Source organism: Paracoccus sp. (in: a-proteobacteria), from assembly GCF_035556475.1.
GTDB lineage: Bacteria > Pseudomonadota > Alphaproteobacteria > Rhodobacterales > Rhodobacteraceae > Paracoccus.
The window spans coordinates 21,569-35,767 of record NZ_DATMFA010000102.1 but is presented as its reverse complement, the minus strand read 5'-3'; the positions used below and the strand labels follow the sequence as shown (position 1 = coordinate 35,767).

General features: G+C 66.8%; 13 protein-coding genes. 1 reads left to right on the top strand and 12 read right to left on the bottom strand.

Features of this window, described 5'->3' with window-relative positions; genetic code table 11:
• The 10 genes from VNQ78_RS13965 to VNQ78_RS13920 form a co-directional block, all read right to left on the bottom strand.
• Positions 1-1,301: altronate dehydratase family protein (locus VNQ78_RS13965; RefSeq protein WP_325690783.1), on the bottom strand; the 1,301-nt coding region annotated here is incomplete at its 3' end.
• Positions 1,302-1,318: 17 nt separating this feature from the next.
• Entirely contained in the window at positions 1,319-2,329 is a 1,011-nt protein-coding gene (locus VNQ78_RS13960) for a zinc-binding alcohol dehydrogenase family protein (protein WP_325690781.1), read from the bottom strand.
• Positions 2,326-3,744 (bottom strand): mannitol dehydrogenase family protein, encoded by a 1,419-nt coding sequence (locus VNQ78_RS13955; RefSeq protein WP_325690779.1) that lies wholly within the window; start codon positions 3,742-3,744, stop codon positions 2,326-2,328. The genes VNQ78_RS13960 and VNQ78_RS13955 overlap by 4 nt, the downstream gene beginning before the upstream one ends.
• Positions 3,741-4,940 carry a mannonate dehydratase gene (gene uxuA, locus VNQ78_RS13950; RefSeq protein ID WP_325690777.1) on the bottom strand — a complete coding sequence of 400 codons (1,200 nt, stop codon included), beginning with the start codon at positions 4,938-4,940 and terminating at the stop codon, positions 3,741-3,743. The genes VNQ78_RS13955 and uxuA overlap by 4 nt, the downstream gene beginning before the upstream one ends.
• Positions 4,937-6,004 carry an L-idonate 5-dehydrogenase gene (locus VNQ78_RS13945; protein ID WP_325690775.1) on the bottom strand — a complete coding sequence of 356 codons (1,068 nt, stop codon included), beginning with the start codon at positions 6,002-6,004 and terminating at the stop codon, positions 4,937-4,939. The genes uxuA and VNQ78_RS13945 overlap by 4 nt, the downstream gene beginning before the upstream one ends.
• Positions 6,005-6,118: 114 nt before the next feature.
• Positions 6,119-7,525, bottom strand: a complete 1,407-nt coding sequence (locus VNQ78_RS13940) for a TRAP transporter large permease (RefSeq protein WP_325690773.1) — start codon at positions 7,523-7,525, stop codon at positions 6,119-6,121.
• A 3-nt stretch (positions 7,526-7,528) separates the two neighbouring features.
• Positions 7,529-8,101 (bottom strand): TRAP transporter small permease, encoded by a 573-nt coding sequence (locus VNQ78_RS13935; RefSeq protein ID WP_325690771.1) that lies wholly within the window; start codon positions 8,099-8,101, stop codon positions 7,529-7,531.
• 61 nt (positions 8,102-8,162) lie between these two features.
• Positions 8,163-9,137 carry a sialic acid TRAP transporter substrate-binding protein SiaP gene (locus VNQ78_RS13930; protein WP_325690769.1) on the bottom strand — a complete coding sequence of 325 codons (975 nt, stop codon included), beginning with the start codon at positions 9,135-9,137 and terminating at the stop codon, positions 8,163-8,165.
• Positions 9,138-9,188: 51 nt separating this feature from the next.
• The gene (locus VNQ78_RS13925; RefSeq protein WP_325690767.1) at positions 9,189-9,899 is read right to left on the bottom strand and encodes a FadR/GntR family transcriptional regulator; all 711 of its coding nucleotides are present in this window, start codon (positions 9,897-9,899) and stop codon (positions 9,189-9,191) included.
• Positions 9,900-10,075: 176 nt separating this feature from the next.
• Positions 10,076-11,128, bottom strand: coding sequence for an Ldh family oxidoreductase (locus VNQ78_RS13920; protein ID WP_325690765.1), 1,053 nt, complete (start codon positions 11,126-11,128; stop codon positions 10,076-10,078).
• Between the two features lie 116 nt (positions 11,129-11,244).
• On the opposite strand from VNQ78_RS13920, the gene VNQ78_RS13915 reads away from it, so the two are divergent.
• Positions 11,245-12,222, top strand: a complete 978-nt coding sequence (locus tag VNQ78_RS13915) for a GntR family transcriptional regulator (RefSeq protein WP_325690763.1) — start codon at positions 11,245-11,247, stop codon at positions 12,220-12,222.
• Here VNQ78_RS13915 and VNQ78_RS13910 read toward each other — a convergent pair.
• Together VNQ78_RS13910 and VNQ78_RS13905 are read right to left on the bottom strand one after the other, a co-directional pair.
• Positions 12,195-12,941, bottom strand: a complete 747-nt coding sequence (locus VNQ78_RS13910; RefSeq protein WP_325690761.1) for a response regulator transcription factor — start codon at positions 12,939-12,941, stop codon at positions 12,195-12,197. The genes VNQ78_RS13915 and VNQ78_RS13910 overlap by 28 nt on opposite strands.
• Positions 12,938-14,176: a GAF domain-containing sensor histidine kinase gene (locus VNQ78_RS13905; RefSeq protein WP_325690759.1), complete on the bottom strand. Its 1,239-nt coding sequence runs from the start codon at positions 14,174-14,176 to the stop codon at positions 12,938-12,940. Before VNQ78_RS13905 ends, VNQ78_RS13910 begins: the two co-directional genes overlap by 4 nt.
• Between the last annotated feature and the right edge of the window lie 23 nt (positions 14,177-14,199).

The following is a 14,199-nucleotide window of genomic DNA, read 5'->3' as shown; positions in this document are numbered from 1 at the left end:
AAGGCCGAGCCGCGCCCGGTGGTAAAGCAGATCAGGTTCGCGCCCGATGCCACCTGCCCCGTGGCCGAGACCGGGTCATAGCCGGGGCTGTCCATGAAAACCATGCCGTGTTCGGTCACGGGTTCCGCATATTCATAGACGCCGCGCAGGTTGGTGGTGCCAGCCTTCGCGACCGCGCCGAGGGATTTCTCAAGGATCGTGGTCAGCCCGCCCGCCTTGTTCCCGGCCGAGGGGTTGTTGTTCATCTCGGCCCCGTTTCGCGCCGTATGCTCCTTCCACCAGTCGATGCGGGCGATCAGCTTTTCGCCGACCTCGCGCGTCTCGGCGCGGCGGGTCAGCAGGTGTTCGGCGCCATAGATTTCGGGCGTTTCCGACAGGATCGCAGTGCCGCCATGGCTGACGAGAATGTCGACGGCATGGCCCAGGGCCGGGTTGGCGGTGATGCCGGAATAGCCGTCCGAGCCGCCGCATTGCAGCCCCACGACCAGTTCGGAAACCGGGATCGGCTCACGCGCGATGGCATTCGCGTCAGGCAGCATGGCCCTGATCTGGGCAATGCCGTGTTCGATCGTCTTTGGCGTGCCGCCCTGATCCTGAATGGTGAAGGCCTTCAGCTTCGCGCCCTCGGCCAGCCCGCCCTGCGCCATGATCTCGGAGATCTGGTTCGTCTCGCAGCCCAGCCCGATGAAGAGGACGGCGGCGAAGTTCGGATGCGTGGCAAAGCCCGCCAGCGTGCGACGCACGATGCGCATGGATTCGCTCCTGCTGTCCACCGCGCAGCCGATGCCATGGGTCAGCGCGACGACGCCGTCGATATTCGGGAAATCGGCCAGCGCCTCGGGGCGGATGTCGCGGCGGAAATGATCGGCGATGGATCGCACCACCCGGGCCGAGCAGTTCACCGAGGAGATGATCCCGATATAGTTCCGGGTCGCCGCGCGTCCGTCCGGGCGGCGATAGCCCATGAAGGTCGCAGGCTCGGTTGCCGGGGCCGTCGGGCGGGCATCCGCGCCGATGGCATGGTCCATTTCCACATCCGTCATGGCGAGGTTGTGGACATGGATATGGCTGCCCGCCGGGATCGCGGCCGATGCGAGGCCGATGACCTGATTATAGCGCCGGACCGCCTCGCCCTCCGCAATGTCGCGGGTGGCGATCTTGTGGCCGGGGGGAATGTCCTGCCGCGTGGTGACGCCCTCCCCGGCCAGTTCGGTGCCAGCGGGGATGGGCTGGGTCGCGATGACGACATCGTCCTCGGGGCGCAGGCGGATGATGGCTGGCACGGTCTTGGGCGCGCTCATGGCTGGGCTCCGTTCCTTCAGAGGTCGAGTATGGCCTTGATCACGCCCGCCTCGGGGCGCGACCAGTCCTGAAATAGGTGCACCCCGTCTGACAGGGAACCCCGATGGGTGTTCAGCGCCCGCGTCGGCACCCGGCCCGCCTGCATCTGGGCCACCACCTCGGCGAAATCGTCGGGCTGGGCATTGCGGCTGGCGATCAGCGCCGCCTCGCGCTTGTGAAACTCCGGGTCCGAGAAGCGGATGTCCTGCCGCACCACCGAAAGCAGCACATAGCGCGCGCCATGGGCAAGGAAGCCGAAGCCGCGCTCGATCGGGGGTGCGGCCCCGGTCGCGTCGATCACCACGTCGAACCAGTCGCCGCCGGTCGCGCGCTCGGCATTGGCCTCGGCCCCGGCATCCGCGATCAGGACGGCATCGGCACCAAGGCCGGATTGGGCGAAGACCAGCCGGTCCTCGCGCGTGTCCATGACGGTGACATGCGCGCCGCGCGCCTTGGCGAAGATGATCGCCGACATGCCGATCGGGCCAGAGCCCGTCACCAGCACGCGGTCCTGCGGGCCGATCCCACCCCGCTTCACCCCATGCGCGCCGATGGCCAGAAACTCGATCATCGCGGCATCATCAAGCGGAATGCCCCCGGTCGGGATCACGTTCTGCGCAGGGACCGAGATCAGCTCGGCCATGCCGCCATCGGTATGGACGCCCAGAACCTTGATATTGCAGCAGGCATTGGTCAGCCCGATGCGGCAGGCCTGACAGGTTCCGCAGGAGAGGTAGGGCACGATATAGACCGGATCGCCCGCCTTCAGCCCGCTTTCCGGCCCCGCCTCCTCGACCGTGCCCGAGAGTTCGTGGCCCATGACGCGCGGATATTCGAGGAAGGGATGCTTGCCGCCGAAGATGTGAAAATCGGTGCCGCAGATCCCGACATGGCGGATGCGGACCAGCACCCCTCCCTCGGCCCGCGCGGGTTCGGGGCGCGAGATCAGGGCAAGGCGTCCGGGTTCCTCGCAGATCAGGGCCTTCATGTCGGTGTCCTTTCGTTCAGGGCCGCGAATTCGGTGGCGGCGGCATTGACCGCGCGGCGCCATTCGGGGCTGGAGGCCAGCACGGGCGGCAGCAGTCCGGGCAGGTCGAGGAAAGCCGCGACCGGATCCTCCGCCCGCGCCGCCGCCAGAAGCTCATCGCGGCGGGGATCGTCGGCATCCTGCCGCAGCCGGATCGCCGCGATCCATGCGCCCGTCGCGCGGGCAAAGGCGGTGATGTCCTGCCCGGCAGCCAGCGCATCCACGGCCGGAGAGAAGATCCGCTGCGGCAGTTTCTGGGTCGAATCCATCGCGATCTGGATATTGCGATGCGCGATGGCGGGATTGGCGAAGCGGCGGATCAGCTCCTCCATATAGCTGTCGAGGTCGATCCCCGGCACCGGGTCCAGCACCGCCCGCGCCGCCAGCATATGGGCGCGGACCTGCGCGACCAGCGGGGGCACGGCCATCACGTCGCGCACATGTTCCAGCCCGTGCAGAATACCCAGATGCGCGATCAGCGTATGGCTGCCGTTCAGCATCCGCAGCTTCATCTTCTCATAGGGCTCGACATCCGCGACAAGGACCGCGCCCGCTGCCTCCCATGCCGGGCGGCCTTGCGGGAAGTCGTCCTCGATCACCCATTGGATGAAAGGCTCGGTCTCGATCGCCAGGGCATCCTCTGCCCCGGTCAGGGCGGCCGCACGGCTGCGAGTGGCTTCGGTCGCGGCAGGGACGATGCGGTCGACCATGCTTGAGGGGAAGGCCACCTCGGTCGCGATCCAATCGGCAAGGCCGGGATCGGTGATGGCGGCAAACTCGGCCACCAGCCGCCGCAGCACCCGCCCGTTCGAGGGCAGGTTGTCGCAGGATAGCACGGTGAAGGGCGCAGCCCCGGCCTCGCGCCTCAGGCGCAACCCCTCGACCAGCAGGCCCACCGCCCCGCCGGGATGGGCCGGATCGGCAAGGTCGGCGGCGATCGAGGGATGGTCGCGATCGAGCCCCCCCGTCGCCGGGTCGAGGCCATAGGCCTTCTCGGTCACGGTCAGGGTGACGATGCGGATTGCCGGATCGGCCAGATGCTCCAGCAGGGCCGCGCCCTCCTCGGCCGCGCAAAGCCAGTCCTCGGTCACGCCGATCACCTCGGCGCTGTCGCCATCGGGACCGCGGGTGACGACGGTATAAAGCCCGTCCTGCGCCTCAAGATCGCGGATCGGCCCGGCAGAGCGCAGGTTGACCGCGACGATCCCCCATGCGCCCGGATCGGCATTCAGCGCGGCTTGCGTGAATACCGCCTGATGCGCGCGATGAAAGGCCCCGAAGCCCAGATGCAGGATGCCCGGCAGCAGGGTCGCGCGGTCGAAACCGGGCAGCGTGACCGTGTCGGGCAGCAAGGACTGAGACGAGAGCCGGGTCATGCGAAGGCCCCCAGCCGTGGATGCGACAGCGCCCGTTCGATCCCGCGCAGCTCCGCCAGCCCCTTCAGGCGGCCGATCGCGGGATAGCCCGGCTGCGCCCCCCGCGTCAGGTCGTCGAGGATCTCCTGCCCATGATCGGGGCGGATCGGGATCTGGTGATCCTCGCGCCCTTCCTCGCGGCGGCGCTTCTCCTCAGCAAGCAGGGCGGCGATAACCTCGACCATGTCGGTGCCGCCTTCCAGATGCTCGTCCTCATAGAAGGAACAGGGGATGCTCCCGGCCTCGCGCGTCACATTCCGCAGATGGACGAAATGGATCCGGTCGGCGAAATCGCGGGCGATCTGCGGCAGGTCATTGTCGGCCCGCGCCCCGAGCGAGCCCGAACACAGCGTCACCCCGCTCGCGCGGGCATCGACCGCGCGCAGCATATGCGCGTAATCCTCGCGCGTCGACAGAATGCGCGGCAGACCCAGCAGCGGCCATGGCGGATCGTCGGGATGGGCGCAGATATTGATCCCGACCTCCTCGGCGACCGGAACGACCTGCGACAGGAAATCGACCAGATTGCCGCGCAGCCGGGTCGCGTCGATGCCCTGATAGCTGCGCAGCTTCTCCAGCAGTTGGTCCAGCGTATAGCCATCCGCGGACCCCGGCAGCCCCGCACCGACATTGCGGCCAAGTTCCGCAATGCGGGCATCGGACATGACGGCAAAGCGGCGCGCGGCCTCGTCCCGCAGGGCCTCAGGGTAATCCCCGGCCGCGCCCGGACGCCTCAGGATATGGATGTCGAAAGCCACAAAATCGGGCAGGTCGAAGCGCATGGCGCGGGCGTGCTGATGCGTCTCCCAGCGCAGGTCGGTGCGTGTCCAGTCCAGCACCGGCATGAAGTTGTAACAGACCGTGCGGATGCCGCATTGCGACAGATGCCGCAGCGTCTCCTGCCAGTTCGCGACATGGGTGCGCCAGTCGCCGGTCTGGGTCTTGATCTCCTCGGAAACCGGGACGCTTTCGACCACGTCCCAGCTGAGCCCGCCGGCGCGCACCTCCTCCTGCCGCTGGCGGATGCCCTCGACACTCCATGCCTCGCCGGTCGGGACATGATGCAGGGCGCTCACGATGCCATGCGCGCCCGCCTGCACCGCATCGCGGACCGTCGCCTTGTCCACGGGACCGAACCAGCGCCATGTGTATTTCATCTCACTTGCTCCTGATGGGCAAAAGTCAGCTGCACCTTGCAGGCGATGCTGCGGTCCGAGGCGAGGTCGAAGGCCTCCCGCGCCTGTTCCAGCGGCAGGCTGTGGCTGATGATTGGCCGGACGTCGATGGCGCGGCTGCCTATCAGGGCCACCGCCTCGGCGAATTCCTCATGGAACCGCTGCGAACCCCGCCAGGTCACCTCTTTCCCGACCAGAGCGTTCAGCGGAATGGTCATGTCGCCGGTCACGCCGACCTGGATGATGGTGCCGCGCGGACGGATCGCGGCGAAGGCTGTGCGCAGCGCCGGTCCAGCGGCCGAGCAGTCGAAGATCAGGTCGATCTGGCCCTTGTCCTTCTGCCATGGCTCCAGCGCCCCCGCATCGCTCCCGACATTGATCACCTGCCCCGCCCCCATGGCGCGCGCGCGCCCCAGCGCCGCATCGGTCAGGTCGGTGACGATCACCCCAGAGGCCCCGGCATGGCGCAATGCGGCCAGCACCAGCAGCCCGATCGGCCCGGCCCCGGTCACCATGACCCGAAGCCCGGCAAGATCGCCAAGCAGATCCCGCGCCTGCCCCACCGCATGCAGGCAGACGGCCAGCGGCTCGGAACAGGCCGCCTCGCCCTCGCTCACGCCCTCGGGAAAGGCATGGACCTGCCCCGCCGGCACCACGAACAGGTCACGGAACATCCCCTGCTCATGCGGCAGCCGCATGGCCGAGCCGATGAAATGCATGTCGAGGCAATGGACGGGCATACCCTTCAGACAATATTCGCAGGCCCCACAAGGCTGGGACGGGCTCACGGCGACCAGCGTGCCGGGGGCCAGATCTACCCCCTCGCCGGCCTCGACCACCCGCCCCGAGGCCTCATGCCCCGAGATGATCGGCTCGCGCACCCGGACCGGGCCGAAACCGCCGTCGTGGTAATAATGCAGATCCGACCCGCAGATCCCGCCCGCGGCCATTCCCAGCAGAACCTCGTCGGGTCCGGGACGACCCACCTCCTGCTCCTCGACCCTCAGGTCATGGGCACCGTAAAGGCGTGCAACCCTTGTGCGCATCCTTGAGCCTTTCACCGTTTTATAAATACCCATGCGACATTCGCCACGACCCGCATGGATGCCAGTTCAAGCACTGCCCGCGCGACCCCAAGGCCGGGCCGCGCGGGCCATGGTTCAGCGGATCAGGCCAAGCTGCGTCGGCAGCCACAGCGTCAGCTGCGGGATGAAGGTGATCAGCAACAGCGCCACGAACAGCGGGATCATCCAGGGCAGGATCGCCAGCGCCGTCCGCTCGACCGACATCTTGGAAATGCGCGACAGCACGAACAGCACCATCCCGACCGGTGGCGTCAAAAGGCCGATCATCAGGTTCAGCGTCACGATCAGGCCCAGATGCACCGGGTCGATGCCATAGCGCGCGGCGACCGGCATCAGGATCGGGACGAGGATCGAGATCGCGGCGATCGTGTCCAGGAACGCGCCCACGATCAGCAGCAGGATGTTGACGATGATCAGGAAGGTCCACCAATTGTCGGTCAGCGAGAACATGAAGTCCGCAAAGACCGCCGCCGCCTGGCTGACCGTCAAAAGCCAGGCAAAGATCGAGGCGGCCGTGACGATGAAAAGGACCGAGGCCGTGGTCTCGATCGTGTCGAAACTGGCCTTGGCGAGGCTGCGGAAGGTCATGGTGCGATACCGCACGAGGCCGAGGAACAGCGACCAGATCACGGCGGCGACGGCGGCTTCGGTCGGTGTGAACCAGCCCATGGTCATGCCGCCGATCAGCAGCACCGGCGCCATCAGCGCCATGACCGCGTGCCAGTCGAAATACCAGTCGAGCGCGATCAGCGCCGAAAGCCCGATCAGCACCGCGAGGTTCACCGAAACCCCGGCCAGAACCAGCAGATAGACCACCAGCGGGAAGCAGAGGACGATCACCACCTCGAGCGAGGCGCCCAGAAGCTGCTTCATCTCGAAGGGCGTGTCCGACCCCCAGCCCTTGCGGCGGGCGAAGATATAGACCGTCAGCATCATCAGCACGGTCATCACGATCCCCGGCAGGATGCCGGCCATGAACAGCGCCCCGATCGAGGCATTGGCCATCATCCCGTAGATGACGAAGGGCAGCGAGGGCGGAAAGATCGGCCCCAGCGTGGCCGAGGCGGCGGTGACGCCGACGGCGGCCTCGACCGGATAGCCGTGATCCTTCATCGCCTTGATCTCGATCGTGCCGATCCCGGCGGCATCGGCCAGCGCCGTCCCCGACATGCCCGAGAAGACGACCGAGCCGATGATGTTCACCTGCGCAAGCCCGCCTTTCATCCAGCCGACCAGCGACAGGGCGAAGTGATAGATGCGGCCGGTGACGCCGGCGATGTTCATGAGGTTCCCGGCAAGGATGAAGAACGGGACCGCGATCAGCGGAAAGCTCTCGACCCCAGCGATCATGCGCTGCGCGGCGATGATGTCGGGGGCGACGTTATAGACCCCGATATAGGCGAGCGAGGCCACCGCCATCGCGATTGCAACGGGCACGCCGATGATCATCAGCAGAAGGAATGATCCGATAAGCAGAAGCATGGTTCAGATTCCCGTGAAGCCGGACTCGGCCGCTTCTTCGCGGACGGTCTTGGGTCTGGTCAGGTCGCGGACGAAATTCTGCAGGGCGCGCAGCAGCATCAGCACGAATGAGACGAAGACGGTGTAGAAGACGAAGCCGCGCGGCAGGTCGACCGTGACCATGCGCTCGCTGCCGACCACGTCGATATAGCGCCAGAGCAGCCAGGACATATAGGCGAAGAAGCCGATGCCGATCACGTCGACGATGACCTGCAGCACGCGGCCCACCTGCCGCGGCAGGATGTTGTAGAGCAGATCGACGATGATGTGCCGGCCCAGCCTCACGCACATGACCGAGCCGAGGAACACGATGATCACCAGACAGTTCGCGGCGATTTCCTCGGTCCAGGTAAAGCTGTTGTTCAGGGCATAGCGGGTGAAGAATTGCAGGAAGACGCAGGCCCCCATCGCCCAGAACACGGCAAGCGTGATCCAGTCCTCGATGGAATAGGGCGAAAGATCGACCGGGCCGCTTTCGTCCTCGAAGGCATGCGCCATTTCCTCCACGCTGATTTGCGTGTTGTCTTGGTCGGCCATGTCATAGGCTCCGAAAGTGATGGGGGGATGCCCCGGCGCATGGGCCGGGGCCGGGATGCGATTACTGGACGGCGCGGATCGCGTCGTAATCTGCCTGGATATAGCCGAAGGATTCGACCGGCTGGTTCTCAAGCACGGTCTTTTCGAAATCGGCCTTGTCGACTTCGGTGACGGTCAGGCCATCGGCCTTGAACTTCTCGACCAGCGCGGCCTCGCGCTCCTCGACGATCTTGGTGGCGCGCTCGGCGGCTTCCATCATCACGTCCGAGAAGATCTGCTTGTCCTCGTCCGAGAGGCTGGACCACAGCTGCTTCGAGACGACCGTGTTCAGGTGGTCGACGATATGGCCGGTCAGCACGATGTTCTTCTGGACCTCGTAGAATTTCTTGGCCTCGATCGTGGTCAGCGGGTTCTCCTGCGCCTCGACGGTGCCGTTCTGCAGCGCCAGATAGACCTCGGCAAAGGCGATCGGCGCGGTGTTCGCCCCGCAGGCGCGCGGCATGGCCAGATAGGCGGGCACGTCCGGCACGCGGATCTTCAGCCCGTTCATGTCGGCGCAGGTCTTGATTTCCTTGTTCGCCGTGGTGTGGCGGGTGCCGTAATAGGTCACGGCGGTGATGTGGTTGCCCGAGGCTTCCTCATATCCCGCGGCGAGCTTCTTGAAGACGTCGCTTTTCGTATAGGCGATCAGATGCGAGGGATCGCGGAAGATATAGGGATAATAGGTCACGCCGATCGGCTTGTAATCGCGCGAGGCGAAGCTGGAGCCCGAGATGATGATATCGACCGTGCCCAGCTTCAGGCCCTGGTTGATGTCGGCTTCCTTGCCCAGCTGCGAGGCCGGGAAGACGTCGATCTTGTAGCGGCCATCGGTGCGCTTGGCGATCTCCTCGGCGGCCCAGACGGATTCGGTGTGGAACGGCTCGGATGTCTCGTAGACATGCGCCCATTTCAGCGCGGTCTGCGCCTGCGCGGCGATGGTGCTGGCCATCAGCATGGCGGCGGCACCGATCAGGCCCTTCATCGTGAACTTCATGCGTATCCTCCCAGTAGCGTTGGTTCGTTGGTGGTTGACGTGGTCTTCGGTTCAGGCTCCCAGGCTGCTCTCGACCAGGAAGCTTTCGGTGAATCTTCGTTGCGATTCAGACAGGTGATGGCGCATCGCCTCGCGCGCGGCGGAGGCATCGGCATCGGCGATCGCGTCGCGGATCGCGCCATGCTCGGACAGGGCCAGCCGCCAGGTCCGCGGCCCTTCGAACCGGCACGAGAACTGGACGAAAAAGGGCGAGAGCCGCTTTTCATAGATCTCGGCGGTGAAATTGGCGAGGACGGCATTCCCGACCCCGGAGGCAATCGCGATGTGGAATTGCCCGTCCAGCACGATGGCCCGGCTGCGGTCGTCCAGCGCCTGCCCCATCTCGCGCAGGTTCGCATCAAGCCGCGCGATCAGCGCCGGCGTGACATGACGCGCGGTTTCCTCGGCAATCGCGCTTTCGATGATGGCGCGGGCCTGAAGGATTTCCAGCGGCCCCTCGCTGTCGAGGGGGGGCGTCCCGCCCTCGACCGCCGGGCTTTGCCCGACATAGACGCCCGAGCCCATGCGGATCTCGACATGCCCCTCGACCTCAAGCGCGATCAGCGCCTCGCGCAGCGACGGGCGCGAAACGCTGAGAAGCTCGGCCAGATCGCGTTCGGACGGCAACCGGGCACCCGGCTGCAAGCCCTGCGTCGCGATAAGCGACAGGATCTGGTCGGCCACCTGCCGGTATTGCCGGCGGGGCTTGGGTTCGTTGAGCATCTGTCCTCCGATGCCTGCGCCACCTCCACATGGCGCGGGGTCAAACTGGTTTGACCAATTTCAGATTAGTGAGGCGTTTGCCCTTGGGTCAAGGGCCTTCTTCACGCGTTTATGATCGGAAAGGCACGAAATGGCCGCAATATCCCGCTTTGCAAGGATATTGCGGCGAAAACTGGTCAGGCCACCTCTGCGATGCCCAGACGCTCGGCCAGCTCTGCAAAGGAGATCGCGGTGGCGGGGTCGAGAATCACCCCCTCGGCCTCGCGCTGGCGGGCCACGTCCCATTCCCGGTCACCGGGCGCCATGACGCGGCAATCCCCCCGCGCGGGCGAGTTGCGCAGCGTGTCGACATAGCGCCGCATCCCGGCATCGAACTGGGCGCGGTCAAGGAAAGCATCGGGATTGAAGGCCACGACAAAGGCACCAAGGCCGCGCGGGGTCGAGAAATCCGGCCCGTCCATATGCGCGATGTCGAAGCTCAGCCGCATTCCGGTCAGCACGGCGCTGAAGATCTCGGCCACCCCGGCCAGCGCGGCACCCTTGAAACCGAAGGCCCCGCCCAGCGGCGCCAGCATCTCGGTCCGCTCGGGGTCGATCGTGTCCACGCCCTCACCATCCGAGGCGACGCCTTGCGGAAGCTCGATCCCGAGGCTGCGGTAAAGCAGCACGCGGTTATAGGGGATAGCGCTGGTCGCCATGTCCAGAAACCACGGATCGCCCCCCGCCACGGGCACCGCGACCGAGATCGGGTTGGTGCCGTGAAAGCGCATCGCGCCGTCATGCAGCCGCACGAAACTGTCGGAATTGCAGAAGCTCATGCCGATGAAGCCCTGCTCGGCCGCCGCCAGCGCATAGGCCCCCGCCGGCCCGAAATGCGAGCTGTTGCGGATCGCGACCGCGCCAAGGCCGAATTGCCGGGCAAGCTCGACCGCGCGTTCCATCCCGCGATAGCTTCCAAGCGCGCCCTGCGCGTGATCGGCGTCCAGCACCTCGACCGCGCCGAAACCGCCGACCTTTTTCAGCTGGGGATTGCGGTTCAGCCGCCCACCCTCCAGCGCCTTCAGGTAATGCGGCAGCAAGCGGACGCCGTGGCTGTCGACGCCAAAGCGCGTGCCATGCAGCATCGCGCGCGTCCCGGCATCGGCGGTCGCCTCATCCGCGCCGATGGCCAGGAAGGCCGCGCGGCAGAACCGGTCCAGATCCTTCAATGCGACATGCTGCTGGGCCATTCTGACTCTCCTCCCGAAAATGTCCTGTGCGCACACTAGGCACAAGGACGGGACCGGCACAAGATTGCCAAGCCCGCGCCCGACCGCCATGATCCTGAAGCCAGACGGAGCCGCGCATGTCCACCGACCCGAACCCCCTCGCGCCCCGGCTCTACCAGCAGGCGGCCACGGAAATCGCGCGCGAGATCGCGGGCGGCGGCTTGCCCCGCGGGTCCGTCCTGACCCAGACCCATCTGGCGCAACGCTTCGGCATCAGCCGCTCGCCCGCCCGGCAGGCGTTGGAGGAACTGGCCGCGCAGGGCCTTGTCGCGCGGCGCAGCAGCGGCCGCTATGAGGTGGTGGCCGATGGCATCGCGGGCGCTACGGCATCCCCTTTCGCCCCCGTCCGCCTGACCCCGCGCACAAGCTGGGAGGCGCTCTACCCCGAGATCGAGATGGAGATCGTCGCCCGCACCTCGCTTGGAAGCTGGCGCGTGAACGAGGCGATGCTGGCGCGTCATACGGGGGTCAGCCGCACCGTCGCCCGCGATGTCGTGGGGCGGTTGCAAAACCGGGGCATCATCCAGAAGGACGACAGCGGCCGCTGGTTCGCCCCTGCCCTGACCGGGCATCATATCGACCAGCTGTTCGAGCTGCGCTGGCTGCTTGAGCCGGTGGCGATGGAAAAGGCCCTGCCGCATCTTCCGCCCGGCCTGCTTCCTGCCATGCGGGCGGAACTCGAGGTGGCGATGGCGCCGGGCGCCCATCGCGACAGTGCGCTCCTCGACTATCTGGAACAGCGGCTCCATGTCGAGATGCTGGGTCATTGCGGCAATGACGCGCTGATCCGGGCGATCCAGTTGCCGCAATCGCTGCTGATCGCGCATCACATGCTTTACCAGCTGACGCTGGAACTGTTCGGGACCGAGCCTTTCCTTGCCGAGCATCTCGAAATCGTCTCGCGCCTGCAAACCGGCGATATCGAGGGGGCCAAGGCCGCGCTGGTCATGCATCTGCGCATCTCGCGCCGCCGGGCCATGCTGCGGATCGAGGCGGTGCAGGAGATGATCCAGCCCGCGCCCCTGCCCTATCTGGAGCGGATCTCCGCCGCCTGATCCCCCTCGCGGCCAAGGCTCAGCCATTCCTGCATCTCGCGCTCGGCGATGCGCAGCGCCTCGACATTCAGCGCGCCGCTGGAAAGCGCGCAGGCGACGGCGCGGACGCGCTTGTTCATCGCCGGTTCGCGGCGCTGGGGCAGGTCGACGGAAAGCTTGTCGTAAAGCGAGAGCAGCCGGTTCTGCACCGTTCGTTCCGACATGCCCCGCCTGCGCGCGATCTCGCGGTCGGGCAGGCCCAGCGCCATGTCGAGAAGCACGGTATATTCGCTCTCGCTCAGCGCCTGTGCGGGGCGGGACTGGCGCTGTTGCAGGCGGTGAATCTCGCGGTCGACCAGCACCTGCCCCTCGACCAGCACGGCGCGCATGGCCAGATGCAGGCGCTGGACCGGCGCGGTCTTCAGCACATAGCCATAGGGCGATCCCGGCGGCACGATCCGGCTGAGGCCGCGCAGATAGGCCTCGTCTGCATAATTCGACCAGAAGAGGATGCGGGTCTCGGGCCGTTCGGACCAGATGGTGCGGGCGGCGTCGATGCCGTTACGCTCCTTCATCTGCAGGTCCATGACCACGGCGCCCACGTCGCGACGCGCCATCGCCTCGCCCTCGCGCCCGTTTCCGGCGGTCAGGATCTGGCTGACCTCGGGCAAGGCCTGCCCGACCGCATCGCGCAGGAACGCGGCGTGGAGGGGATCATCCTCGACCAGCAGCACCCTCACGACGCGCTTCCCCCATTACCGCCGAGGCTGACGCTGATGCTGGTCCCGGTCCGCCCGCTGCGCACCGAAAGCCGCGCCCCGATCAGTTGCGCGCGCGTCCGCATATGCGAGAGGCCGCCCTTCCTGCGGCTGCGGCGGATCTCGTCCGAAAGGCCGCAGCCGTCATCGGCGACGGTGACGCGCAGCCGCGCGCGCCCAGCGATGCGCACCTCGATGCGCGAGGCGCGGGCATGGCGGCCGGCATTGTTGATCGCCTCCTGCACGATGCGGAACAGCGCGATGCGCACGACCGGGTCAAGCTGGTCGGGCGCGCCGTGGCTGTCGTCATGGACATCGAAGCGCACCCCCTCGCCCGCCGCGCGTTCCAGATGCTCGCGCACGGCATGGGTGAAGCCGAACATCTCAAGAATCGTCGGCACCGCCGTGTCGATGATCCGCCGCAGGTCCGAGACGCAATCGTCCAGCCGCGCCAGCACCGCCTCGGCCTCGACGCTGCCGGGACGTGAGAGGTCGCGCATCAGTCGGCTCAGGTCGGCAAGGGTCTGGTCGTGCAGGTCCATGCCGATGCGCTGGCGCTCCTGCTCCAGCGCCTCGGTCAGGTTCAGCGCGCCCTGCCGCAGCCCCTCCTCGCGGGCGCGGGCCTCGGCCTCGACGATGGCGGCCTGACGCGAGCGTTCCGCCTCACGGAGCGCGAATACATAGGGCGAGATCAGGTCCGCCACCTGCCGCGCCGCCGAGACGTCCTGCCCGTCATAGACATCCGGGCGGAAGGACGAGATGCTGAGCCCGCCGATGATCTCGCCCGCGACGACAAGCGGCACATGCACCCGCGCGCGCAGCCGATGCTCAAGGATCGGGGCGGTGAACGCGCCGGAGAAGTGAAAGCGCGGATCGCAGGTCGCATCCCCGGTCAGCATGTGGTCGGCCCGGCCCAGCAGCAGGTCGCGGATCGGGCTGCGATGGATGCCTTCGGTCGCGAAGCGGCCCCATGCCGTCTCGATCCCGGTCTCATAGGCGGCCGAGAGCGTGCCGTCATGGCGCAGCAGGCACAGGTCCAGATGGTCATAGGGCAGGAAACGCGCGATTTCCTGCGCGACGGACTGGATCGCCGACAGAAAGTCGAGCCGTCCGGCCAGCGCGCGCGAAATGCGGAATAGATGCGGCCAGAGCGGGTCGGGAACGGGTTCGCGCGACGCACCGGGATCAGGCGCAGCCGTGATCGGGCCATGTTCCATGTCGCGCCGCCTCCCCTCGGCGG